Raw genomic sequence first — 21348 nt, forward strand, 5'->3', positions numbered from 1 at the left:
TTCCTCCTAATATTCAATTCCTTCCCGTGCAGGGACGCCACGCTCAAACGGATGGCGCACCGCCCGGATCTCGGAAATATAATCTGCCATTTCCAGAATCCCTTCATCCGGATTTCGTCCCGTCAGGACAACTTCCAGATGCTCCGGCTTCTCCTTGAGAAAGGAAAGTACACGCTTATGAGGAATCAGGCCGTGCCCGAACGCCGCCATAAACTCATCCATCACAAGGATGTCATAGCCTGCCGCCCGGCTCTCGATGTCTTCCCAGATCCGTTCATACTCCTCTTTCATCCGCTCTTTTTCTTCGTCAGTCAAAGTCCAGTAAAATCCGTATCCTTCCGGCATCCGGATCCGCTCGATCTGCGGGATCTGATCCAGAACGAAAAGCTCTCCGGAATCTTCATTCTTTAGAAACCGGACAAGGAGAATCTTTTTCCCTCTTCCGGCGGCCCGGATCATCATCCCGATGGCAGCGCTGGTCTTTCCTTTTCCATCCCCGCAGTATATATGAATCAATCCGTTTTGTCCCATACCCATGTTCCTTTCTCCATATGAAGATGTCCGCTTCCTTTCCAGAAATACGGCAGGCCGTACACCGCTTCAATAAACACATCGGATTTTGCCATCAGATAGCGGTTTACCCGGCCTGCCACAGAAAGGTACTGTTTCATTTCATCGTCTTTCGTTCCGTTTTGAAACATTTCGTTTGTCACAACGACAAGATGGTCCGCACTGTCAGCGAAATGTGCAATCCCGCGGATAATCCGCTCTGCCGTCTCTTCCGGATCCTGCATGGCAAAATTCTCCCCGCTGTAGAGTTCATTGGCCGTGAGATTGGAAACGCATTCCAGCAAAATGAGCGGCACCTTCTCTTCAAAGACGACCTCTTCCAGCCCGGACGGACATTCCAGCGTAGTAAACTGTCTGCCCGCCCGCTGTTTCCGGTGTCGTTCGATCCGTCTTCTGCTCTCCTCATCATACACCATCATCGTCGCCGCATAGATCTTCGGGCCGCTGCACAGGCTCTGAGAGATGTCTTCTGCCATGGCGGACTTTCCGCTTCCGCTCCCCCCTGTTACTGTAACGAACATGCGCGGATCCTCTCTACTGCTTCCTCAAATGTACTTCCTTCTTCCTTCGGCCGTTCCACCACTACAAGCACCGTTCCGGTCTTTGCGGCAGCTCTTGCCTTATCATCAAAACCGCCTGCGCTTCCGGACTCTTTCGTAATCAGCCAGGATGCCTTGACATGATGAATCGTTGCGATATTCATCTCCTCGGAATATGGCCCCTGCATGGCAATCAGATGATCCCCTTCCAGTCCGAGACGTACGCTTTCCTCCACGGATTCTTGCGTAGACAGCACTCGTGCATAACAACGGTTCCGGTAGTCTGTAAGCCTTGTATAAACAGAAAGCTCCTTGCTTCCTGTGGTAATCAGGATATTCCCCTCCGTCTTCTCCAGAAATTCTACACCTTCTTCGATCGAAGAGACATAGATGAGGCCTTCCTCTTTCTGCACCGGCTTTCTCAGAAGCCTGATATAAGGAACTCCCGTCTCCCGGCATGCCTCTTTGATATTTTTCGTCACTTCACGGGCAAACGGATGGGTGGCATCCACAACAAGATCAATCTCCTGTCTGCGGATATAGTTTTTCATTTCCACCTCTTTCATGCGTCCTGCGATGATATTTAAGTTTCCGGCCTGTACCTCTCCGTGCTTTGCATATGGCGCCCGTTCTTCTTCCGTTTCCTTTAAAAGACATTCTTTTCCGTATTCCGTGGCCACACTGACAAAAACTTCTACCGGAAAGTGCTTGATCTTCTCCATCAGTTCTTTTCCTTCTGTTGTGCCAGCAAAGATTAAGATATGCTTCATGTTTTTTCCCCCTTTCGTTCCTGGTCCGCCATCCGGGGCGTCGGCTGCTTTGTCTCTCCAAATATTACTTCGCAGCGCATACGTACCACCGCAAGTGTCAGATCCCGGAATGTTTCTTTTTTATAAATCAGATCTCCGGACTGTCCTGCAAGAAGCGCCGCCCTCTCGCATACATTGTCCGTCCCTGTTATATTCTTTACAAAATCAGAAGAGGATGTTACCTGCTTCACCGTATTAAGCTCCCCGGCCGTGTACGTCCGAAACGGAATCCCGTATTCTGACGCAAAATCAAGGATTCCCTTCTCATCTGCTTTCCGGTCAATGCTTGCAAGCACACCGATCTGGTCTGTCTTCCATCCTCCACGCCCCAGAACGCTTCGGATCTTTTGTTCTATCTTTTCTTTTTCTACACCTCTTCTGCATCCGATTCCTACACTTAGTATTTTCGGGTACAGATGCAGAATGCCTTCCATCGCCTTCTCCGGCTTTTTTTCAAGCACGGCAATGCCCGGCAGCGTTTCTTTTAGCTTCCTGTACTCCTGCTTTATCAGAAGCTCCTCCGGCACGTTCCCCTTCACCGGGAAGTCCGAATAAAACCCAACTGCTCTTCCCTGCAGAATCCGGGCCGAAATCTCTTTTGCAAGAGCCCTGTCCGAAATCTGCATTCCGTTTTCCTTCGCAAACAGATCCACCGCGAATTTCCTGTTCAGATCGGTGGCTGTCGTAACTACCGGAACCGCCCCGGTAAGAGCGGAAATAATCCGGGCAGTCTCCCCTGCTCCTCCCAGATGACTTGAAAGCAGCGGAATGATATATCCGCCTTTTTCATCCATTACAAGCACCGGAGAGTCCGTGAACTTATCCTTTACAAGCGGGGCAATGCTCCGGACGGCGATTCCTGCCGCTCCGATAAAGAGATAGGTGTCTTTCCCCCATCCTTCCCCGACCCAGTCGTACATGGACGTCACTTCACAGAGCATACTGCCTCCCGGCGCCGTACCTTTCCGGTACCCTGCACAGGAAAGTCCCGCCTTCTCGAGCGTTTCTCTCAGGAGGTTATTTCGCCGGTGTCCTTCGGATGTAAAGCTGATGACGCGAATGGTGCCGCATTTATTTTCCCATGCTGATTTCAAGTCCGCTCACCCCAAAGTCCTCTGCCAGAGATTCCATCCCCTCTCCGATTTCTTCTCTCGTATACTGGTGTTCCTCCAAAAACTCCTCGTCCATATGTGCCAGATGAAGATAAAAGCAAAGTGCCATCTCAAACATCTGCAGATCCCCTGTCTCCAGCTCTTCCAGAAGAAGATTTTCCGCTTCATTGATCTCCCCTGCGTCCGCAAGAGAAAGGATCTTTCTGTAAAGGCGGTCCACCTCATTATCTATCGCTTCATATTCCGGAAGCTCATATTTCGCTTCCTCTTTTCCGAGAATCAGTCTGGCCAGAAACCTTCCCTGGTCTTCCAGCCTTCTCAGTACAAAATCCTGTTTCAGTCCCATTGCTGTCACCTCTTTTTAGTAGTAAATCATACGTCCAAATGCGCCGGCCGCCGCTGACGCAATCACAAGGAAACATCCGAGCACGAAAAATCCGACGGCTGCACCGATCAGAATGTAGAGATGTTTCTTTCTGTGTCCGCCAAACATCTTTCCTTCATATCCTTTTCTTCCCATGTGAATCAGGAAATTGCCCGCGTAAATCAGGACAAGGGCAATCCCGGTCATCGCAACATAGATCCCTGCCGACGCGAGGTTATAGGAAAAGCTGTAGGAACCCGTCTGTGAATATGCCGCGCTTCCGGCCACCTGATAAAGGCCGTCCATCAGCCACTGCATTCCGAACATCAGGACCAGCGGAAGCAGATTGTTGATGGCATGGAACATGATATTGTAAACCATGTTTCCGGTTTCCGCCAGAAGATAAGCCATTGCCATCCCCAGAATGGCTGTCGGAAAGAAGCGCCAGATACTACCGTGAAATGCTCCGAAAATGCATCCTGTCAGCACAATGACTATCCACTTGTTTCCAATCGGCCAGAAGCTGTTAAAGACTATCCCACGGAACACGGCCTCTTCGCAGAATGCCGGCGTGATGGATACGATCAGTACGGCAACCAGCACCGGAACACTTAAGAATGTATAAGAAAGTCCTGCACTTGTTCCCATGATTTCATCCGGGAAGAAACATGCAAGCACTACGGTAAAGACCATAGCGATCCCGATTGTTCCCATCCAGAAGAGAAAAGTACCAAACAGGCCGTGCGGAGTCGGTTTATGAATCGGGAATACGTATTTCGGATTACCGCGGAACAAAAAGGTGCATCCTACCGCACCGGCAAGCATCAAAAGCTCACTGATCAAAGTCCCGTAAAGTCCCATATAATTACTGAGCACCGGACCGATCAGAAAGATGCAGACCGCAGTCAGGATCAGGACAATCAGTCCATGGTAAGGTTTTAGTGGTTTCGTTTGTCTGTTCATTGTTACCCCTTCTTTCCAAAATCAAAACGGGGGAGGATGCTCCCCCGCTCTTTTCTCCTGCAAAATCCCCCCTGCTCTTCCTTATCTGCCGCAGATCTCACAGCCAAGCGCACATCCGGTCGGTGTTCCCGCACAGCCGCCCATGGCTGTCTCCCTGAGTTCAAATGGAAGACTTTTTCCTACATGATACATGGCCTCCGCCATCTCATCAAACGGAATCACACTTTTCACTCCACTGAGCGCAAGTTCCGCGCAGGTCAGCGCGTTCGCCACTCCGATGGCGTTTCTGCTCTGGCAAGGTGCCTCTACAAGTCCCGCAATCGGGTCGCACACCATGCCGAGAAGATTTGCCATCGCAATGGATGCAGCATCCAGACACATCTGCGGTGTACCTCCCATCATCTCCACTACTGCGCTCGCGGCCATGGCAGATGCTGCTCCGACCTCAGCCTGACAGCCCGCCTCTGCTCCGGACACGGATGCATTGCGCATCAGAATATAGCCGACTGCTGATGCATTGAGAAGTCCTTTTAAGAGCATCTCATCATCTGCCTCCTTTGTATCACGGATGGCAAGCAGAACACCCGGAAGAACACCGGCCGATCCTGCTGTAGGCGCTGCCACGATCAGTCCCATGGAGGCGTTGACTTCCAGTACCGCCATACTGTAGGCAATCGCTCTTGACAGCGGCGTGCCGCACACGGAAGAAGCGGCTCCCTCGTGGTCCGCCACAAGCTTTGCCTCCCCTCCGATCAGACCACCTATTGACTTTTTCGGATTTTTGATCGGCTCTTCCACCGCATTCTTCATAATTCCGAGTGCTTCATAAAGCTTTTCCCTGATCGTTTCTTCCTGCATTCCACCGCAGGTAATCTCTCTTTGTTTCATCACTTCCGAGATCGGAAGCTGTTCCTTTTCACACACTTCAAGAAGTGTCTGTCCTGAAATAAAATCCATCCTGGCTCCTCCTACATCTGTACAAGCATCAGATCCTGTACGTTCTCGTTTTTGTGAATTTCATCCAGAATCTCTTCCGGAATCTGCTCGTCCGACTCCACGATTGTAAAGGCGGTCGCTCCTTTATCCTCGCGGAACAGTCTCATAAACGCGATATTCACTTCATGCCTGCTCAGACACTGGGTAATATGTGCCACTACGCCCGGCTTGTCAATCTGTCGGACAATCAGCGTACTGTACTCGCCTGTAAATTCCACATCAATGCCGTTGATCTGGACAATCTTAATCTTGCCGCCTCCGATGGACTCTCCTCTGACAAACAGACGGTGCCCGTTTACTCCGGTAATATCCATATCCGCTGTGTTCGGATGATCTGTCCTTGTCTCTTCATCAATGACAAACTCGTATTCTACCCCCATCTTTTTGGCCCATTCAAAGGCATCGCGGATTCTGGCATCATCAGTGTCAAATCCAAGAACTCCGCCTAAAAGCGCCCGGTCCGTCCCGTGCCCATGATAAGTCTTGGAAAACGAACCATAAAGTGTAAAGACGACCTTTTTGATCGGTTCCGGACACATTTTGCGCGCCAGAAGCGCCATGGAACATGCCCCTGCTGTATGCGAGCTGGAAGGCCCGATCATATTCGGACCGATCACATCAAAAATACTCAAAAACTTCATACCCATATCCTCCGGTTACTTTCTTTGCTTTCCTTAATATAACATATTTCCGGATTCCTCAAAAGGGATTTCACAAAATCTGCATAGAAGATCGTGAAAATGATCGCACGGATCTTCATAATTTCTTAATTTTCCCCTGAAAATCTTTCGAATATCCTAAGAGTGGCTTTTGTTGTTCTTCGGTTTTATGTTTTACAATGGAACCATAAACAGGAAAGGAAAGAGAGGCGGAAAAGTTATGTTACAGAAATATATGATGGCAAAAGAATTTTATACAACAGAAAAGGCGGGGCTCATTCAGCAGAGTATGCATCGGTACTCCATCTCTTCCTACATCCTGTTTTTCTTTACCTTTTCATTTGCGGGATGGCTCTGGGAAGTCCTTCTGCATGTATTTATCGATCATACTGTTGTAAATCGTGGTGTCCTCTACGGTCCGTGGCTTCCAATTTACGGATTCGGAGGGGTTTTGATTCTCCTCCTGCTCCGCCGCTTTGCCGAAAGACCGCTTCAGGTCTTCCTGATGACCATGCTGACAGCCGGGACGATGGAATTCGTCACGGGAACCGTGCTGTGGAAGGTCTATCAGATGCGCTGGTGGGACTACCGGGATTCCCTCATCAATCTCAAAGGGTTTGTCTGTCTGGAAGGGCTGCTTCTCTTTGGAACCGGAGGGCTTGTGATCCTCTATTTCGCGGCGCCGAAATTAAACGTTCGGTACCGGAAACTTCCGGATACATTCCGGACGGTTCTTTGTATCTGTTTTCTTGGCATTTTCATCATCGATGTCATCTTTTCGCTGATGCATCCAAATGCCGGATTCGGGGTAACAATTCCAAGGCCATAATACCAGTACGGGAAAAAGAAAAAGTTTTATCACAAAGAAAACCGCTTCACCTGCTGCATCTTCCTTTGCAGCCGTGAAGCGGTCATTTTTTATTTCACTGTGTTTTAGTGTGCGCAGTCTGCCTCGATCTTATCCAGATCTCCGTTGTTGATAAAGTATGCTTTATACCACATCAGGAACGTATAGACTACCCAGATCTGAATGGAATGGGTTACCTTTCCTTCTTTGTGTTCTTCCAGAAGCTGCAGAATTTTCTTACGGTTAAAGAATTTTCCTGCTGTCTCGCTCTTGAATTCTTTTTTGATCATTTTGTAATACTGATCTTCTCTCATCCAGTTCGGGAGCGGGCTCGGGAACATGAGTTTCTTTCTCTCCGCGCTCTTCTTGCTGAATTTACGGTCCGCAAGGGCACGGAACGCAAGCTTCGTGTTGGAATCGTTGACCTTGCATTTTGCCGGAATCGTCCGGGCAGTCTTGAATACTTCGATATCCATAAACGGAACACGAAGCTCCAGTGAGTTTGCCATGGACATCTTGTCCGCTTTCAGAAGGATCTCCTGACGCAGCCACATATTGAAGTCCAGATACTGCATCTTGGACACATCGTCCAGATCCGGCACCTTGTCATAAAATTCCTTGGCAATATCCAATGGATTTCTGCTCTTGTATTTTTTCTTGAGGAATGCATCCCTCTCTTCGTATTTGAAGACGTTGCTGTTTCCGATATAGCGCTCTTCCACATCCTTGCTTCCGCGGATCAGGAATCCTTTTCCCTTGAATTTCGGAAGCGGTGTGACAACCTTTGCCACTGCCTTTCTGAACCACTTCGGAAGCTTCTGATATCCGCCAAGAGAGATATTCTCATGGTAGATATTGTATCCGCCGAACATCTCGTCCGCACCTTCTCCGGAAAGTGCTACCTTGAAGTCCTGAGAACAGCGGTTGGAGATGTAGTACAGAAGGTTCGCGCTCGGGTTGGCCAGCGGCTCGTCCATGTAATACTGAATCTTCTCCGCATCGTGGAAATATTCTTCAGCAGATACCTTCCGTCCGATATTGCGGATGCCAAGCTCGTCTGCCAGTTCCTTTGCGTGAGGCGCTTCGCTGTATTTCTGCTCTACAAAGTCGATCGTAAATGTCGTCAGATCCACCTTGTCCTTCAGTTCATATGCCACGTAGCTGGAATCCACGCCGCTGGAAAGGAAGGAACATACCGGCACGTCTGCGATGATATGTTTGTTTACTGAATCTTCCAGAACACCGTCCAGCTTATCTGCTACACTCTCGATCGTCTGATTTTCATTGATGTCAAAGGTCGGCTCCCAGTACATCTTCACGTTTACCCTGCCGTTTTCATAGGTAAAGTAATGTCCCGGCAGCAGTTTGTATACATTCCTGAAGAATGTCTCTTCTCCAGGAATACATCCGAATGTCATGAAGTCCGGAAGTTTCTCCTCGAACAGCTCTTTCTTGAAATCCGGGTGAGCCAGGAAAGACTTGATCTCGGAGCCAAACAGGAACGTACCGTCCTTATGGTAATAATAAAACGGCTTGATGCCGAAATGGTCTCTTGCTCCGAACAGTGTCTTCTTCTTTCTGTCAAAGATGACAAACGCAAACATTCCTCTCAGTTTTTTAAGCAGTCCTTCCTTACCCCACTCTTCGTATCCGTGGAGAAGGATCTCGGAATCGGTATGTGTTGTAAATACATGTCCGGCCTGAATCAGCTCTTCTCTGATCCCCTGATAGTTGTAAAGCTCGCCGTTAAAGATCAGCACCAGATTTTTGTCTTCATTGAACATCGGCTGAGACCCGCCTTCCAGGTCGATAATACTAAGTCTGACAAAGCCCAGTCCGACTCCGCCTTCCACGAAGGCATCCTGTGAATCCGGCCCTCTGTGGCGAATCTTATCTGTCATCTTCCGGATCACGGAAGCATCGTACTCTTTCATTCCTGCATAACCTGCAAATCCACACATACTTTTTCTCCTTTATATAAATGTCTCCTGATATCAATATACTAACTTCATTATTTTAGCGAATTTCACTGTGGATTGCAAGAGATTTGTTCCATCACTTTTCCGATCGGTTCCCGGATCACAAGATCCGCCCGGACAGACCGCCCTGTTTCCGCCTTGTTGATCAGCACAAGATACTTTCCGCGGAAGTAGTCGATAAAACCGGCCGCCGGGTAAACGACAAGGGAAGTCCCGCCGATAATCAGCATATCCGCATGAGCGATCGCCTCCACGGAATTCTGGATTGTCTTTGTATCCAGCCCTTCTTCATAGAGCACCACATCCGGCTTGATCATCCCGCCGCAGCTGCATCTTGGAATGCCCTCACTGTTTTTCACATACTCTGCATCATAAAATTTACCGCACTCCATGCAGTAATTTCTGTGAATACTTCCATGCAGTTCATAGACCGTCCGGCTTCCCGCCTTCTGGTGGAGTCCGTCAATATTCTGAGTGACAACGGCGGAGAGCTTTCCTGCCTGCTCCAGTTCGGCCAGTTTCCTGTGGGCCGGATTCGGCTCCGCGTCCAGACAGAGCATCCGGTCCTTATAAAACCGGTAAAATTCCTCCGGATTTCTCAGAAAAAAGGTGTGGCTTATGATTGTCTCCGGTGGATATTTATACTTCATATTGTATAAACCGTCTTCACTGCGGAAGTCCGGAATGTTGCTCTCGGTGGAGACTCCTGCTCCTCCGAAGAATACGATATTCCTGCTCTCATCTATCATCTGCTGAAATTTCCTGATCTCTTCCATGTCCTTCTTCTCCTTTCGTTTCTTTCTCTGCTTTTCCTCGTTTTTCCTTTAGTATAGCACAGTTTCATCATACTGATAAGATTTCCTGATTTTCCGGAAATCTCTTGTTCCCCTTCTTTTCTTCCTGTATACTGATTCGTATCTGAAATAGAAAGGACTGACAGGTATGAATGAGAGCATTTCCAAAAAAGTATTGAATATTATTACAATCTTAATCGGCAACGCCATCTATGCGCTCGGTGTTGTCGTCTTTATTCTTCCAAATGACCTGATCACCGGGGGAACGACTGGTCTTGGAATTGCGTTTGAGCATTATTTTAATATCCCCATTTCCATGTTTGTCTTCTGTTTCAACGCCGTTATGTTCGTGCTTGGAGCAGTTGTCCTTGGAAAAATGTTTGCACTGACAACACTGATCAGCAGTTTCTTTTACCCGATCATTCTCGGTGTATTTGAAAGAATTCCGCAGCTTGCTAATGTCACCAGCGACCGGATGCTCGCAACCGTCTGCGGCGGACTGATGATCGGATTTGCCATCGGAATCGTGATCCGGGCAGGAGCCTCCACGGGAGGAATGGATATTCCACCTCTTGTCCTGAATAAAAAGTTCGGGTTTCCGGTGTCTGTCATGCTCTATCTCTTTGACTTTACGATCCTGATTCTCCAGATGCTCTTCTCCGACAAAGAGCAGATCATCTACGGAATCCTCCTTGTCCTGATCTACACCGTCGTCCTGGACAAAGTACTCCTCACCGGACACGTTCAGACTCAGGTCAAGATCGTAAGCAAAAAGCACAAAGAGATCAATCAGATGATCGTCCAGAAGCTGGACCGGGGCTCCACTATCCTGTACGGGGAAACCGGATATCTTCACACCGATCAGCCGGTAATTATGACTGTCATCTCCAACCGCGAGCTGACAAAGCTCAATCAGGAAGTCAATAAAATTGATCCGGAAGCCTTCATGATTATCTCCCGTGTCAACGAAGTCAAAGGACACGGCTTCTCCAGCGGTAAAATTTACCGGAACAAAAAGACTGCCGCCGTATCCGGAAAATAATAATTTTCTGAACTATTCTCAAATATACAAAATCCGGAAGTCGCTTTGAATGAGACTTTCCGGATTTTTATATTACTCTTTCATCAGTTTATGGAGGCTTTCTTCAGAAAGTTCCAGTTCCTTTGCAATTTGGCTGTCTTCCATACCCTTCTTTCGCTTTTTTTATCCCAGAAGATCCTGCGATACTTCTGTGTAGGAGGACAGATCTTCCGGCAGTGTGATTTCCACCTTTTTACCCGGATCTTTCAGGGTACTTGTCATCTTTGTATTCACGCTGACTTCGCTTCCGCTGATATTCATCAGCAGATCCATATCAACATTACTTTCGATATAATAGCCGTCCGGATTGATCAGATAGGATCCTCCTGCCTTCTCGATTGTAAAATCCGCCGTTTCTGTTCCGGTCTGCATATTGGAAAGAATCTCCTTTGTATAGTTGGTCATCTTCTCCGGATCTCCGGTAAAGGTAAGCCTTGTATTTTCACCTTCTTTTTTCGCCGTCAGCTCCGTCATGGCTTCCGAGGATACTGTGCCGCCCATGCTGTTTTCCACCTGCTCCGTAATCGCTTCCAGATCGTACGGATATTTGAGCTTCTGGCCTGATGTCTCCATATAATAGTAGCCGTCTGTGTAAAATGCAGTCATCTCGATATTCTGCCCGAGGAGTGAGGTCGTCGTCTCCATCTGATACTGTAGATCCGATGTATTGTATCCGGACATCAGCATATCGACATTCATATCGATATCCACCGTCTCTCCGGCCTGCTCCAGCGTCATCTTCGTTCCTATTGTCATGTCCAGATCTGTCAGTTCCCCGTTTTTCTCCACCGCAGCCTGGTAAAGTTCCTGTGGATCCGGTTCTTCCTGATTCTGACTGCATCCTGCTGCCGTCAGAAGACCGATGCAGCAGATTCCTGCAAGAATCCTTTTTCCCATCTTGTTTTCTGTCCGTCGTTTCACCATTTCTTCCCTCCCTTTCTGATTTCAGGCCTTCCGGCCTTTCCAAAATCCTGTCCGTATTTTCTTCCAGTTACGGAAGCAGCCGCAAAACAGCTCTTAAAAGCTGCCCTGCGGCTGTTTTATTCAGTGTACCATCCGGTACAAAAACATGTCAATACTGTTCCCGATAGGATTTGAAAAAGTCGGACAGACTGTCCAGCGTTTTGACGAGAACCGGAATCTCATCCTCTGAGAGGGCGGATACGACTGCTTCCGTCATCTTCCTGTGAAAATCTGCATGATGGTGGTACGCCTTTTCCCCCTTTTTTGTCAGGCGGATATTGACCACTCTTCGGTCCTGGGAACTCCTCTCCCGGACCACATACTTTTTATTGACAAGACTGTTCATGGAGGTGGTAAGAGATCCGACAGTGATTTTCAGTTTTTTTGCGATTGCCGACATATTGTTTCCTTCTCCGAGGCCCACCGCTTCAATAATATGCATATCGTTGTTCGTAATGTCCTTATATTCTTCTGTGATCACTGCTTTTCCTTCCAGCTCCCAGATTTCATTGAACAAATGAACCAGGATTTCGTTGATTGCCCTGTATGCGTCCACGTTTTTTTTTGCTCCTTTACCTGTCTATCTTTCGTCTTGTCCCTATTCTTCTCCCATCAGTGAACCTATCACTTCCCTGACAGTCGTGATCTTCTGCTGTCTGTACGCCTCTTTTCCGCAGAAAAGAAGTGCTTCCTCCACATCCCCTTTGGCCGCTGCCACGAGGCGTTCTGTAATGCAGTACGGAATTTCGGACGGATTGCATTTATGAAGACATCCAAAGCATTTCTTCGGAGTAAATTTCTCCCCGTCCATCACTCTTTTCATAAATGGATTTAAGATTGCACGCCCCGGCATTCCTACCGGACTTGTCACAATGCAGATGTCCTCTTCTCCGGCGTTTATGTATGCTTCCTTATAACGGATATCCGCATCACATTCTTCTGTCGTCACAAAAAGACTCGCCGTCTGCACACCGTCCACGCCAAGCGCCATGGCCGCTTCCACCTTCTCTTTTGTGTCAATGCCGCCGGCCAGGACAACCGGAATCTTTCTTTCATACTTCTCTTCGTACTCCCGCACGGCCTTTAAGATGGACTTTACTTCTTCATTGTATGCCTTATCGTCAAATATCTCAAGCTGTTCTTTCGTAAATCCAAGATGTCCCCCTGCCTTCGGTCCCTCAATCACAAGCAGATCCGGCACCCGGTTGTACTTTCTGTCCCAGTATTTCAAAATGACTCTCGCCGATTTTTCAGTTGAAACAATCGGTGCGATCTTCGTATCGGTTCCCTCCACATAGCGCGGGAGCTCTGTAGGCAGCCCGGCTCCCGAAATAATCAGATCACATCCGATGGCAGCCGCATGCCTTACATACTCCTCGTAATGCTTCAGCGCTACCATGATGTTAAATCCGATCACTCCGTCCGGCGCGGTCTTTCTGGCCTTTTGGTATTCACTTTCCATGGCCCGCAGGTTGGCCTGAAACGGATTTTTTTCAAAATCCGCTTCCTGGAATCCTATCTGCGCATTGGAAATGATCCCCGCCGCGCCCTCTTTTGCAACAGCACCTGCAAGTCCTCCCATGCTGATACCGACTCCCATTCCCCCCTGAATGAGAGGAATTTTGATTTGTTTATCGCCGAGCGAAATCGGCGGCCATTTTGTGTTCACTTTTCGTTCCTTTCCTACATCCGACGGAATCTCCGGTAACGTTTTTCAACCAGAGCATCTGCATCCATCTCCATGTACTCACAAATAAATTTCTTCAGACTTCTGTCCAGTCTGTCTGCCACTTCCTCCAGATTTGCGGAAGTGAAATTATCCGGCTCCGGAATCACCTGCTCGACAATCTCCATGCTCTTTAAATGGTTTGCCGTCAGCTTCATGACCCCCGCCGCCTCTTTTGCCCGTTTGCTGTCTTTCCAGAGAATGGATGCAAAGCCTTCCGGAGAGAGGATCGAGTAGATCGAATTTTCCAGCATCCACACTTCATCCGCGGTCGCGATGGCAAGCGCTCCTCCGCTTTCTCCCTCTCCGATCACGATGGATACAACCGGTGTTTTCAAGCCGGACATCTCATAGATATTTCTCGCAATTGCCTCTCCCTGTCCTCTTTCTTCTGCTTCAATTCCGCAGAACGCTCCCGGTGTATCAACAAAACAGATGACCGGGCGGTGGAATTTCTCCGCCTGCTTCATCAGACGCAGCGCCTTTCGGTATCCGTCCGGGGAAGGCATTCCGAAATTCCGGAGAATATTTTCTTTTGTCGTTGTGCCCCGTTCCTGCGCAATGACTGTGACCGGCATTCCGTGGAATCTTGCGATTCCTCCGATAATCGCCTTGTCATCTTTGAAATACCTGTCACCGTGCAATTCAATAAAGTCGGTAAACAAGGTGTGAATATAGTCACTTCCTACCGGGCGGTCTTTTCTTCTGGAGATCTGAACCCGCTCCCAGGAGGTCAGCCCTTTATATGGAGCACGTTGTTCCTCTCCTTCGTTCTGACAGCATTCCTGCCGCCATTCTTCCCCGTTCTCTTCGATTTTATGCATGCTAAGAATAGATGCAAGCACTTCCTTCATCTCTTCCCGCTCTACAATCTGGTCGATGAAACCGTGCTCCAGCAGAAATTCCGATTTCTGGAATCCTTCCGGCAGCTTCTGTCCGATCGTCTGCTCAATGACACGCGGTCCGGCAAAACCGATCAATGCGTTCGGCTCTGCCAGAATGACATCGCCAAGCATGGCAAAACTTGCCGTTACTCCGCCGGTTGTCGGATTAGTCAGGACCGAAATATAGAGAAGCCCGGCATCACTGTGCTTTTTCAGAGCCGCAGATGTCTTTGCCATCTGCATCAGGGAGACAATGCCTTCCTGCATTCTTGCTCCGCCTGAGCAGGCAAAAATGATCACCGGAAGTTTTTCTTCGGTAGCCCGCTCTACAGCACGGGCGATCTTCTCTCCGACTGCCCATCCCATACTTGCCATCATGAAGCGTCCGTCACAGATGCCAAGCACCACTTCATTTCCATTGATCTGCGCTTTCCCGGTCATGACGGCCTCATCAAGATTTGTCTTCTCCTGGAGAGCCTTCACCTTCTCCTCATATCCCGGAAAGCTTAACGGATTGCCCGCATTCAGGCCGTGATCCCACTCTTCAAACGTCCCTTCGTCCGCGATCATCTCCACTCTTCTTCTGGCATGTACCCGGAAGTAATTGTGGCACTTCGGGCAGATATAATAATTGTTCTTGACATCCTCTGTCACAATCGCCGCCTTGCACGCATTACACTTTTTCAGCAGACCTTCCGGCACCTCCGGTTTTCCCTTTTTATCTGAAGTATGAATCGTTATGTAGTTTTTTCGTTCTGTTTTTTTAAACATATTGGATAATTTCATGTCTTTTCACTCCTACAAACGCTCGATAAACTCAATATCAATATTTCCGCTCTGATAATCCGGATGGTTGATCAGTTCGTACAGATAGTCAATATTTGTATCGATTCCTTCGATGATAACCTCCCCGAGGGCACTTCTCATTTTGCTGATTGCTTCCGGTCTTGACTTTGCATGGACAATCAGTTTTGCCAGCATGGAGTCATAGTACGGCGGCACTGTATAGCCGCTGTAGATTGCGGAATCGATCCGCACTCCCTTTCCTCCTGGAAGGTAGATATCCGTGATGGTTCCCGGTGACGGGCGGAAGTTCTTTGCCGGGTTTTCCGCATTGATACGGCACTCAATCGCATGTCCGGTCAGTTTGACGTCCTCCTGGCTGATCTTTAAATGATCCCCGGAAGCAATGCGGATCTGCTCTTTTACCAGGTCAATTCCGGTTACCCACTCGGTTACCGGATGTTCTACCTGAATTCTTGTATTCATCTCCATAAAATAGAAGCTACCGTTCTTTTCAAGTAAGAACTCGATAGTTCCGGCATTTTCATAATTGGCCGCTTTCGCTGCCTTTACAGCTGCTTCTCCCATCTTCTGACGAAGCTCCTCGCTCAATGCAAGAGACGGAGACTCTTCGATCATCTTCTGATGATTTCTCTGAATGGAGCAGTCCCTCTCTCCCAGATGGATGACATTGCCATAGTGGTCCGCCAGAATCTGGAACTCAATATGACGCGGATGTTCCACAAAATGCTCGATATACATCATGTCATCGCCGAAGGCTGCCTTTGCTTCTTTCTGGGCTGTCGTAAATGCCTTGGAAAACTCCTCCGGAGTCTTCGCTACACGCATGCCTTTTCCGCCTCCGCCAAGCGCCGCTTTCACGATAACCGGATACCCGATCCGGTCTGCCTCTTCGGCGCCTTTTCCTTCATCGAAGACCGGCTCCGTACTTCCCGGAATGACCGGAACTCCGGCAGATATCATCGTATTTCTTGCCTCGGCCTTGTTTCCGAGTTTCTCTATTACTTCCGCTTTCGGTCCGATAAATGTAATATTGCATTTTTCACAAAGCTCTGCAAACCTGCTGTTCTCGGACAAAAATCCGAATCCCGGATGAATTGCATCCGCTCCGGTAATCATCGTCGCGCTTAAGATCTTGTCCATGCTCAGATAACTCTCCGAAGAAGGAGCCGGCCCGATGCAGACCGCCTCGTCCGCAAGCTGTGTGTGCAGTGCTTCCCTGTCTGCTTCCGAATATACCGCAACCGTTTCGATTCCCATCTCACGGCACGCACGGATAATCCGTACCGCAATTTCACCCCTGTTTGCAATCAAAACCTTCTTAATCATATCTGCCTCCGACCTCGTTTTTATCTTTTTCTCATCTAGCCGACCATGAAGGTCAGTTCTGCGCTCACAACAACTTTACCGTCCACACTTGCGATCGCTTCCCCGACACCAACCGGTCCTTTCTGTTTGATGATCCTTGTTTCCAGTTTGACTTTGTCTCCCGGAACAATTTTTCCTTTAAATTTACATTTGTTGATTCCGCCAAAGTATGCGATCTTTCCTTTGTTTTCTTCTTTGCTCAGGATCGCAACCGCTCCGACCTGCGCCAGCGCCTCTACAGTCAGAACACCCGGCATTACCGGTTCCTGCGGAAAATGTCCCCGGAAGAAATCCTCCCGGAATGTCACACATTTATAACCTGTCGCGAATTCGCCCGGTTCGTAATCTTCGATATAATCTACCAGAAGAAACGGGTGGCGGTGCGGCAGAATTGCTTCGATCTCTTTAATTCCCAGATGTTTCATCCTGTTTCACCTCAATTATCTGATCCGGAACAGAGGCTGTCCATATTCTACGCCCTGTGCGTTTTCCACAAGAATTTCCTCCACTGTTCCGTCATATTCACTTTCGATTTCATTCATCAGTTTCATAGCTTCCACGATGGCAAGGACCTGCCCCTTCTTCACCGTGTCGCCCACCTTCACATACGGATCTGCATCCTCGGACGGTGCCGCATAGAAAGTTCCGACAAGCGGGGATGTTACAATCTTGCCTTTCTGCACATCCGGTTCTTCAGAAGCTTCGATCGCCGCTTTCGTTTCCTGTGCGGTAATCACTGCTCCCTGTACCGCAGCCGGGGCTGTCGTCTGCGCGTCAGCCGCAACAACCTTGACACTGCTTTCTTTTCCCATTTTGATACAGACACTCTCTGTCTCATATTTGAACTCTGTAAGCTTTGAATCCGAAACCGTGTTAATCAGTTTTAAAAGCTGTTCCAGCTCCATGTCTACACTCTCCTATTCTTCGTATTTTTTGATCAGAAGGGTCGCATTGTGTCCGCCAAATCCAAGAGAATTACTCATGGCATAGCGGATTTCCTTCTCAACCGGCGCACCGACTGCATAGTTTAAGTCACATTCTTCATCGACATTTTCTGTTCCCACTGTCTGGTGGATAAATCCTTCTTCCACGGATTTTACGATCGTTACGAACTCCACTCCGCCTGCTGCTCCGAGCAGATGTCCGATCATGGACTTGGTAGAGTTGACAACCACATCTTTTGCCGCATCTCCGAGCGCGGATTTGATGGCGATTGTCTCAAACAGATCGTTGTGGTGTGTACTTGTTCCGTGTGCGTTGATATAAGTTATATCCTCCGGTTTTACGCCTGCCTCTTTCATGGCATCTGTCATGGCACGTGCCGCACCGCTTCCGTCTTCAATCGGGGAAGTGATGTGGTAAGCATCGCCTGTCGCACCGTATCCTACCACTTCTGCGTAAATCTTTGCCCCCCTTGCTTTTGCGTGCTCCAGCTCTTCCAGAACAACAATACCGGCTCCCTCACCGAGAACGAATCCGCTTCTGTCCTTGTCAAACGGAATGGATGCCCGCATCGGATCATTGGATGTGGTCAGTGCGGTCAGAGCAGTAAATCCTGCCACACCTGTCGGACAGATGGCGCTTTCCGTACCGCCTGCAAACATCACTTCCGCATCCCCGTACTGAATGGCACGGAATGCATCTCCGATACAATGGGTTCCGGATGCACATGCTGTCACAACGTTTGTACATTTTCCTCTTGCACCAAGCTGAATGGAGACATTCCCTGCCGCCATGTTGGAGATCATCAGAGGCACCATCAGCGGGTGTACCCTGTTTGGTCCTTTTTCCACAATCTTTGTATATTCTCTTTCTACAGTCTGCAGGCTTCCGATTCCGGACCCTACAATGACTCCGACACGGAACGGATCTTCCTGTTCCATATCGATGGTCGCATCTTTACATGCTTCCAGCGCAGCGGCCACCGCATACTGCGAAAATGTTTCCATTCTCTTTGCCGCTTTAAAATCCATATAGTTTTTCGGCTCGAAATCCTTAACCTCGGCCGCAATCTTCACTTTATAATCAGAAGTGTCAAACTTCGTAATCTCTCCGATTCCGACTTTTCCCGCTTTGACTCCTTCCCAGAATTCCGGTACGCTGTTTCCGATCGGAGTGATCGCTCCCAGTCCTGTTACAACTACTCTTCTCTTCATATTTCGTCTCCTTCTTCGCTTTTTACATTCCGCCGTCTACACAGATGACCTGTCCGGTGATATACCGTGCGTCATCCGATGCCAGAAACGCCGCTGTCTTTGCGATGTCTTCCGGCTGTCCGAATGTACCGAACGGAATCTGCGCTTTCGCTGTTTCTTTCACTTTCTCCGACAATACTTCCGTCATTTCTGTCTCAATAAATCCCGGCGCGATGGCATTGACCGTGATGTGGCGGGAAGCAAGCTCTTTTGCGCATGCTTTCGTAAGTCCGATGATTCCCGCCTTGGATGCAGCATAGTTTGCCTGTCCCGCATTTCCATACACCCCTACGACAGAGGAAAGGCTGATGATGCGTCCGCTTCTCTGCTTGAGCATCTGTCTGGAAGCAAACCGGATACAGTTAAACGCTCCCTTTAAGTTCGTGTCTACAACAGCATCAAAATCCTCTTCGCTCATCTTCATCAGAAGTCCGTCTCTTGTGATTCCTGCATTGTTTACCAGAATGTCTACCCGCCCGTAGGCGCTGATAATCTCCTGGAACATTTCCTCGCAGGCTTTAAAATCGGCTACGTTGCACTGTCTGATCTCGGCTTTATTTCCCTCCACCTCGATCTGTGCCTTCACCTCTTCCGCTTTTTCTCTGGAGCCGTTGTAGTTGACAATCACAAGTGCCCCTCTTCTTGCAAGCTCCATCGCGATCGCCTTTCCAATGCCTCTTGATGCTCCTGTCACTACTGCTACTTTCTGCTCTGTCATACTCTATACTCCTTACGTATATCAAATTTCAGACCGCTTCGGATCTGATCTTATTTCAGCGCTTCTGCTACTTTTTCCACGTCTTCCCATGTTCCGATATTGTACATGGCAACGTCACGGCTGATCTTTCTCATAAATCCGGCCAGTGTTTTTCCCGGTCCGATTTCCACGAAAGTGTCTACACCTTCCTCGATCATCTTCCGGATGCTCTGCTCCCATCTTACAGATGAGGATACCTGCTGTCCCAGAAGGCCTTTGATCTCTTCTTCGTTTTGTATATATTCCGCTGTCACATTGGTCACATACGGAATCTCAAGCTTGTGGATTTCTACGTTTTCCAGTTCTTTTAACAGCTCTTCTCCTGCACTTTTCAGAAGCGGTGAGTGGAACGGTCCGCTGACATTGAGCATTACAACACGTTTTGCCCCTGCCGCTTTCAGCTTTTCCGATGCGTCTTCCACACCGGCAGTCACTCCGGTAATTACAATCTGTCCCGGACAGTTGTAGTTTGCGATCGTTACGCCTTCGATGTCCTCAATCACTTCTTCGATGGCTGATGCTTCCATTCCAAGAACTGCCGCCATGGCTCCCTCACCTGCCGGCACTGTATTCTGCATCAAAATTCCTCTTTTACGCACTGTGCGGATTGCGTCTTCCTCGGACATACCGCCTGCAACGGCAATGGCACAGTATTCGCCAAGGCTTAATCCTGCTGTGACGTCCGGCCGGATGCCGTGTTCGCTTACCACTTTTGTCATGGCAAGACAGGTTGTCACAAGCGCCGCCTGCGTGTACTCTGTCAGATCCAGTCTGTCGTTCTCCTCGAAGCACAGTTCCTTCATGTCGAGATCCAGAATTTCGGATGCTCTGTCAAATACGGCTCTTGCGCTTTCGCTGTTTTCATAAAAATCCTTGCCCATTCCTGCTTTCTGGGCTCCCTGTCCAGGGTAGATAAATGCTATCTTACTCATAGAATCCCGCTCCTTTGATAAGTGCATCTGTCTCGCTTACCAGCTTCTCGATAAACTCTTTACAGGTCAGCACTTCTTTGAACATCGCCGCGCTCTGTCCTGCCATCACGCTTCCTGTTACGACGTCTCCGTCTACGACTGCTCTTCTCAAGCCGCCCAGCGTCATCTGTTCCAGTTCCTCAAATGTCGCGCCTTCCTGTTCTTTTTTGATGTACTCTTTTGCCATCTGGTTTCTGAGTACACGTACCGGGTGTCCTGTGGAACGTCCGGTTACACGGGAATCAATGTCTTTTGCCTTGATAATGCTGTTTTTATAATTTTCATGAACCTGGGATTCTTTTGTAACAACAAATCCGGTTCCAAGCTGCATTCCTCTTGCGCCAAGCATAAATGTCGCTGCCATGCCGCGTCCGTCTGCAATTCCTCCTGCTGCGATGACCGGAATGTTGACTGCGTCAACCACCTGCGGCACGAGAACCATCGTTGTATTTTCACCGATGTGTCCGCCTGCTTCTGTTCCCTCTGCCACGATGGCATCTGCTCCGCAGCGCTCCATTCTCTTTGCCAGAGCCACGCTTGCTACAACCGGGATGACCTTTACGCCTGCTTCCTTCCACATTTTCATGTATTTTTCCGGGCTTCCGGCACCGGTTGTCACGACTTTGACGCCCTCTTCCACGATGACTTTTGCCACGTCGTCGGCATACGGGCTCATCAGCATGATGTTCACTCCAAACGGTTTGTCAGTCAGCTCTTTTGCTTTTCTAACCTGATCTCTTACCCAGTCTGCCGGAGCGCTTGCCGCACCGATCAGTCCAAGTCCGCCTGCATTGGATACAGCCGCTGCAAGTTTATGTTCTGCCACCCAGGCCATTCCGCCCTGAATGATCGGATATTCAATACCCAGGATCTCTGTAATTTCTGTCTTCATCCCAATATCCCTTCCTTATCTGTTTTCCAGCAATATGTTTCTGCCACCCGGCCTTCGCCAAAAAGGCACCTGACC

Annotated in this window: 23 protein-coding genes; 2 read left to right on the forward strand and 21 right to left on the reverse strand. The window is 48.9% G+C overall.

The features are described from left to right. Nucleotides 1–6 precede the first annotated feature (6 nt). The 8 genes from FGQ85_RS02325 to sdaAB form a co-directional block, all read right to left on the reverse strand. Nucleotides 7–537, reverse strand: a complete 531-nt coding sequence (locus FGQ85_RS02325; protein WP_243128466.1) for a cob(I)yrinic acid a,c-diamide adenosyltransferase — start codon at nucleotides 535–537, stop codon at nucleotides 7–9. Next, a complete protein-coding gene (locus FGQ85_RS02330; protein ID WP_138372550.1) occupies nucleotides 513–1091 on the reverse strand; it encodes a bifunctional adenosylcobinamide kinase/adenosylcobinamide-phosphate guanylyltransferase in 579 nt (192 codons plus the stop codon). The genes FGQ85_RS02325 and FGQ85_RS02330 overlap by 25 nt, the downstream gene beginning before the upstream one ends. Then, complete coding sequence (gene cobK, locus FGQ85_RS02335) at nucleotides 1076–1879, reverse strand: precorrin-6A reductase (RefSeq protein WP_138372551.1); 804 nt, start codon at nucleotides 1877–1879, stop codon at nucleotides 1076–1078. Before cobK ends, FGQ85_RS02330 begins: the two co-directional genes overlap by 16 nt. Next, on the reverse strand, nucleotides 1876–3012 hold the full coding sequence (locus FGQ85_RS02340; protein WP_138372552.1) for a cobalamin biosynthesis protein: 1137 nt from the start codon (nucleotides 3010–3012) through the stop codon (nucleotides 1876–1878). The genes cobK and FGQ85_RS02340 overlap by 4 nt, the downstream gene beginning before the upstream one ends. After that, a complete protein-coding gene (locus FGQ85_RS02345) occupies nucleotides 2990–3376 on the reverse strand; it encodes a DUF6483 family protein (protein ID WP_138372553.1) in 387 nt (128 codons plus the stop codon). The genes FGQ85_RS02340 and FGQ85_RS02345 overlap by 23 nt, the downstream gene beginning before the upstream one ends. Nucleotides 3377–3391: 15 nt before the next feature. Further along, nucleotides 3392–4357, reverse strand: a complete 966-nt coding sequence (locus FGQ85_RS02350) for a type II CAAX endopeptidase family protein (RefSeq protein ID WP_138372554.1) — start codon at nucleotides 4355–4357, stop codon at nucleotides 3392–3394. A gap of 81 nt (nucleotides 4358–4438) precedes the next feature. After that, nucleotides 4439–5314: an L-serine ammonia-lyase, iron-sulfur-dependent, subunit alpha gene (sdaAA, locus tag FGQ85_RS02355; protein WP_118635497.1), complete on the reverse strand. Its 876-nt coding sequence runs from the start codon at nucleotides 5312–5314 to the stop codon at nucleotides 4439–4441. Between the two features lie 11 nt (nucleotides 5315–5325). Further along, nucleotides 5326–5994, reverse strand: a complete 669-nt coding sequence (gene sdaAB, locus FGQ85_RS02360) for an L-serine ammonia-lyase, iron-sulfur-dependent subunit beta (protein ID WP_087254996.1) — start codon at nucleotides 5992–5994, stop codon at nucleotides 5326–5328. A gap of 238 nt (nucleotides 5995–6232) precedes the next feature. On the opposite strand from sdaAB, the gene FGQ85_RS02365 reads away from it, so the two are divergent. Beyond that, nucleotides 6233–6841, forward strand: coding sequence for a putative ABC transporter permease (locus tag FGQ85_RS02365; RefSeq protein WP_158099301.1), 609 nt, complete (start codon nucleotides 6233–6235; stop codon nucleotides 6839–6841). Nucleotides 6842–6945: 104 nt separating this feature from the next. On the opposite strand, the gene asnB is transcribed toward FGQ85_RS02365, so the two are convergent. Next, on the reverse strand, nucleotides 6946–8820 hold the full coding sequence (gene asnB, locus FGQ85_RS02370) for an asparagine synthase (glutamine-hydrolyzing) (RefSeq protein ID WP_087255002.1): 1875 nt from the start codon (nucleotides 8818–8820) through the stop codon (nucleotides 6946–6948). A 65-nt stretch (nucleotides 8821–8885) separates the two neighbouring features. Next, nucleotides 8886–9614 (reverse strand): NAD-dependent protein deacylase, encoded by a 729-nt coding sequence (locus tag FGQ85_RS02375; RefSeq protein WP_087167181.1) that lies wholly within the window; start codon nucleotides 9612–9614, stop codon nucleotides 8886–8888. Nucleotides 9615–9780: 166 nt separating this feature from the next. On the opposite strand from FGQ85_RS02375, the gene FGQ85_RS02380 reads away from it, so the two are divergent. After that, nucleotides 9781–10674, forward strand: a complete 894-nt coding sequence (locus FGQ85_RS02380; protein ID WP_087167180.1) for a YitT family protein — start codon at nucleotides 9781–9783, stop codon at nucleotides 10672–10674. A gap of 162 nt (nucleotides 10675–10836) precedes the next feature. On the opposite strand, the gene FGQ85_RS02385 is transcribed toward FGQ85_RS02380, so the two are convergent. The 11 genes from FGQ85_RS02385 to fabK all read right to left on the reverse strand — a co-directional run bounded on the left by FGQ85_RS02385 (nucleotide 10837) and on the right by fabK (nucleotide 21273). Next, on the reverse strand, nucleotides 10837–11637 hold the full coding sequence (locus FGQ85_RS02385) for a DUF6612 family protein (protein ID WP_138372556.1): 801 nt from the start codon (nucleotides 11635–11637) through the stop codon (nucleotides 10837–10839). A gap of 148 nt (nucleotides 11638–11785) precedes the next feature. Continuing rightward, a complete protein-coding gene (locus tag FGQ85_RS02390; RefSeq protein ID WP_087167178.1) occupies nucleotides 11786–12232 on the reverse strand; it encodes a MarR family winged helix-turn-helix transcriptional regulator in 447 nt (148 codons plus the stop codon). A gap of 42 nt (nucleotides 12233–12274) precedes the next feature. Beyond that, nucleotides 12275–13345, reverse strand: a complete 1071-nt coding sequence (locus FGQ85_RS02395) for a nitronate monooxygenase family protein (RefSeq protein WP_279233642.1) — start codon at nucleotides 13343–13345, stop codon at nucleotides 12275–12277. Nucleotides 13346–13359: 14 nt separating this feature from the next. After that, nucleotides 13360–15057, reverse strand: coding sequence for an acetyl-CoA carboxylase carboxyltransferase subunit alpha (locus FGQ85_RS02400; protein WP_347563035.1), 1698 nt, complete (start codon nucleotides 15055–15057; stop codon nucleotides 13360–13362). A 27-nt stretch (nucleotides 15058–15084) separates the two neighbouring features. Continuing rightward, a complete protein-coding gene (locus tag FGQ85_RS02405) occupies nucleotides 15085–16419 on the reverse strand; it encodes an acetyl-CoA carboxylase biotin carboxylase subunit (protein ID WP_138372558.1) in 1335 nt (444 codons plus the stop codon). A 35-nt stretch (nucleotides 16420–16454) separates the two neighbouring features. Next, the gene (fabZ, locus tag FGQ85_RS02410; protein WP_087167175.1) at nucleotides 16455–16883 is read right to left on the reverse strand and encodes a 3-hydroxyacyl-ACP dehydratase FabZ; all 429 of its coding nucleotides are present in this window, start codon (nucleotides 16881–16883) and stop codon (nucleotides 16455–16457) included. Between the two features lie 15 nt (nucleotides 16884–16898). After that, nucleotides 16899–17363 carry an acetyl-CoA carboxylase biotin carboxyl carrier protein gene (accB, locus tag FGQ85_RS02415; RefSeq protein ID WP_138372559.1) on the reverse strand — a complete coding sequence of 155 codons (465 nt, stop codon included), beginning with the start codon at nucleotides 17361–17363 and terminating at the stop codon, nucleotides 16899–16901. Nucleotides 17364–17375: 12 nt separating this feature from the next. Beyond that, entirely contained in the window at nucleotides 17376–18614 is a 1239-nt protein-coding gene (gene fabF, locus FGQ85_RS02420; RefSeq protein ID WP_138372560.1) for a beta-ketoacyl-ACP synthase II, read from the reverse strand. Nucleotides 18615–18636: 22 nt separating this feature from the next. Continuing rightward, nucleotides 18637–19371, reverse strand: coding sequence for a 3-oxoacyl-[acyl-carrier-protein] reductase (fabG, locus tag FGQ85_RS02425; protein ID WP_138372561.1), 735 nt, complete (start codon nucleotides 19369–19371; stop codon nucleotides 18637–18639). 50 nt (nucleotides 19372–19421) lie between these two features. After that, entirely contained in the window at nucleotides 19422–20342 is a 921-nt protein-coding gene (gene fabD, locus FGQ85_RS02430; protein WP_138372562.1) for an ACP S-malonyltransferase, read from the reverse strand. Continuing rightward, nucleotides 20335–21273, reverse strand: a complete 939-nt coding sequence (gene fabK / locus FGQ85_RS02435) for an enoyl-[acyl-carrier-protein] reductase FabK (RefSeq protein ID WP_138372563.1) — start codon at nucleotides 21271–21273, stop codon at nucleotides 20335–20337. Before fabK ends, fabD begins: the two co-directional genes overlap by 8 nt. Between the last annotated feature and the right edge of the window lie 75 nt (nucleotides 21274–21348).

Origin of the sequence: Pseudoflavonifractor sp. BSD2780061688st1 E11 (assembly GCF_005844125.1) — a bacterium.
Classification (GTDB): domain Bacteria; phylum Bacillota; class Clostridia; order Lachnospirales; family Lachnospiraceae; genus Sellimonas; species Sellimonas catena.

Coding starts and splice junctions, on each gene's coding strand:
- FGQ85_RS02325 (WP_243128466.1), bottom strand. CDS start 537: ATGGGTATGGGACAAAACGGATTGATTCATATATACTGCGGGGATGGA.
- FGQ85_RS02330 (WP_138372550.1), bottom strand. CDS start 1,091: ATGTTCGTTACAGTAACAGGGGGGAGCGGAAGCGGAAAGTCCGCCATG.
- cobK (WP_138372551.1), bottom strand. CDS start 1,879: ATGAAGCATATCTTAATCTTTGCTGGCACAACAGAAGGAAAAGAACTG.
- FGQ85_RS02345 (WP_138372553.1), bottom strand. CDS start 3,376: ATGGGACTGAAACAGGATTTTGTACTGAGAAGGCTGGAAGACCAGGGA.
- FGQ85_RS02350 (WP_138372554.1), bottom strand. CDS start 4,357: ATGAACAGACAAACGAAACCACTAAAACCTTACCATGGACTGATTGTC.
- sdaAA (WP_118635497.1), bottom strand. CDS start 5,314: ATGGATTTTATTTCAGGACAGACACTTCTTGAAGTGTGTGAAAAGGAA.
- sdaAB (WP_087254996.1), bottom strand. CDS start 5,994: ATGAAGTTTTTGAGTATTTTTGATGTGATCGGTCCGAATATGATCGGG.
- FGQ85_RS02365 (WP_158099301.1), top strand. CDS start 6,233: ATGTTACAGAAATATATGATGGCAAAAGAATTTTATACAACAGAAAAG.
- asnB (WP_087255002.1), bottom strand. CDS start 8,820: ATGTGTGGATTTGCAGGTTATGCAGGAATGAAAGAGTACGATGCTTCC.
- FGQ85_RS02375 (WP_087167181.1), bottom strand. CDS start 9,614: ATGGAAGAGATCAGGAAATTTCAGCAGATGATAGATGAGAGCAGGAAT.
- FGQ85_RS02380 (WP_087167180.1), top strand. CDS start 9,781: ATGAATGAGAGCATTTCCAAAAAAGTATTGAATATTATTACAATCTTA.
- FGQ85_RS02385 (WP_138372556.1), bottom strand. CDS start 11,637: ATGGTGAAACGACGGACAGAAAACAAGATGGGAAAAAGGATTCTTGCA.
- FGQ85_RS02400 (WP_347563035.1), bottom strand. CDS start 15,057: ATGTTTAAAAAAACAGAACGAAAAAACTACATAACGATTCATACTTCA.
- FGQ85_RS02405 (WP_138372558.1), bottom strand. CDS start 16,419: ATGATTAAGAAGGTTTTGATTGCAAACAGGGGTGAAATTGCGGTACGG.
- fabZ (WP_087167175.1), bottom strand. CDS start 16,883: ATGAAACATCTGGGAATTAAAGAGATCGAAGCAATTCTGCCGCACCGC.
- accB (WP_138372559.1), bottom strand. CDS start 17,363: ATGGAGCTGGAACAGCTTTTAAAACTGATTAACACGGTTTCGGATTCA.
- fabF (WP_138372560.1), bottom strand. CDS start 18,614: ATGAAGAGAAGAGTAGTTGTAACAGGACTGGGAGCGATCACTCCGATC.
- fabG (WP_138372561.1), bottom strand. CDS start 19,371: ATGACAGAGCAGAAAGTAGCAGTAGTGACAGGAGCATCAAGAGGCATT.
- fabD (WP_138372562.1), bottom strand. CDS start 20,342: ATGAGTAAGATAGCATTTATCTACCCTGGACAGGGAGCCCAGAAAGCA.
- fabK (WP_138372563.1), bottom strand. CDS start 21,273: ATGAAGACAGAAATTACAGAGATCCTGGGTATTGAATATCCGATCATT.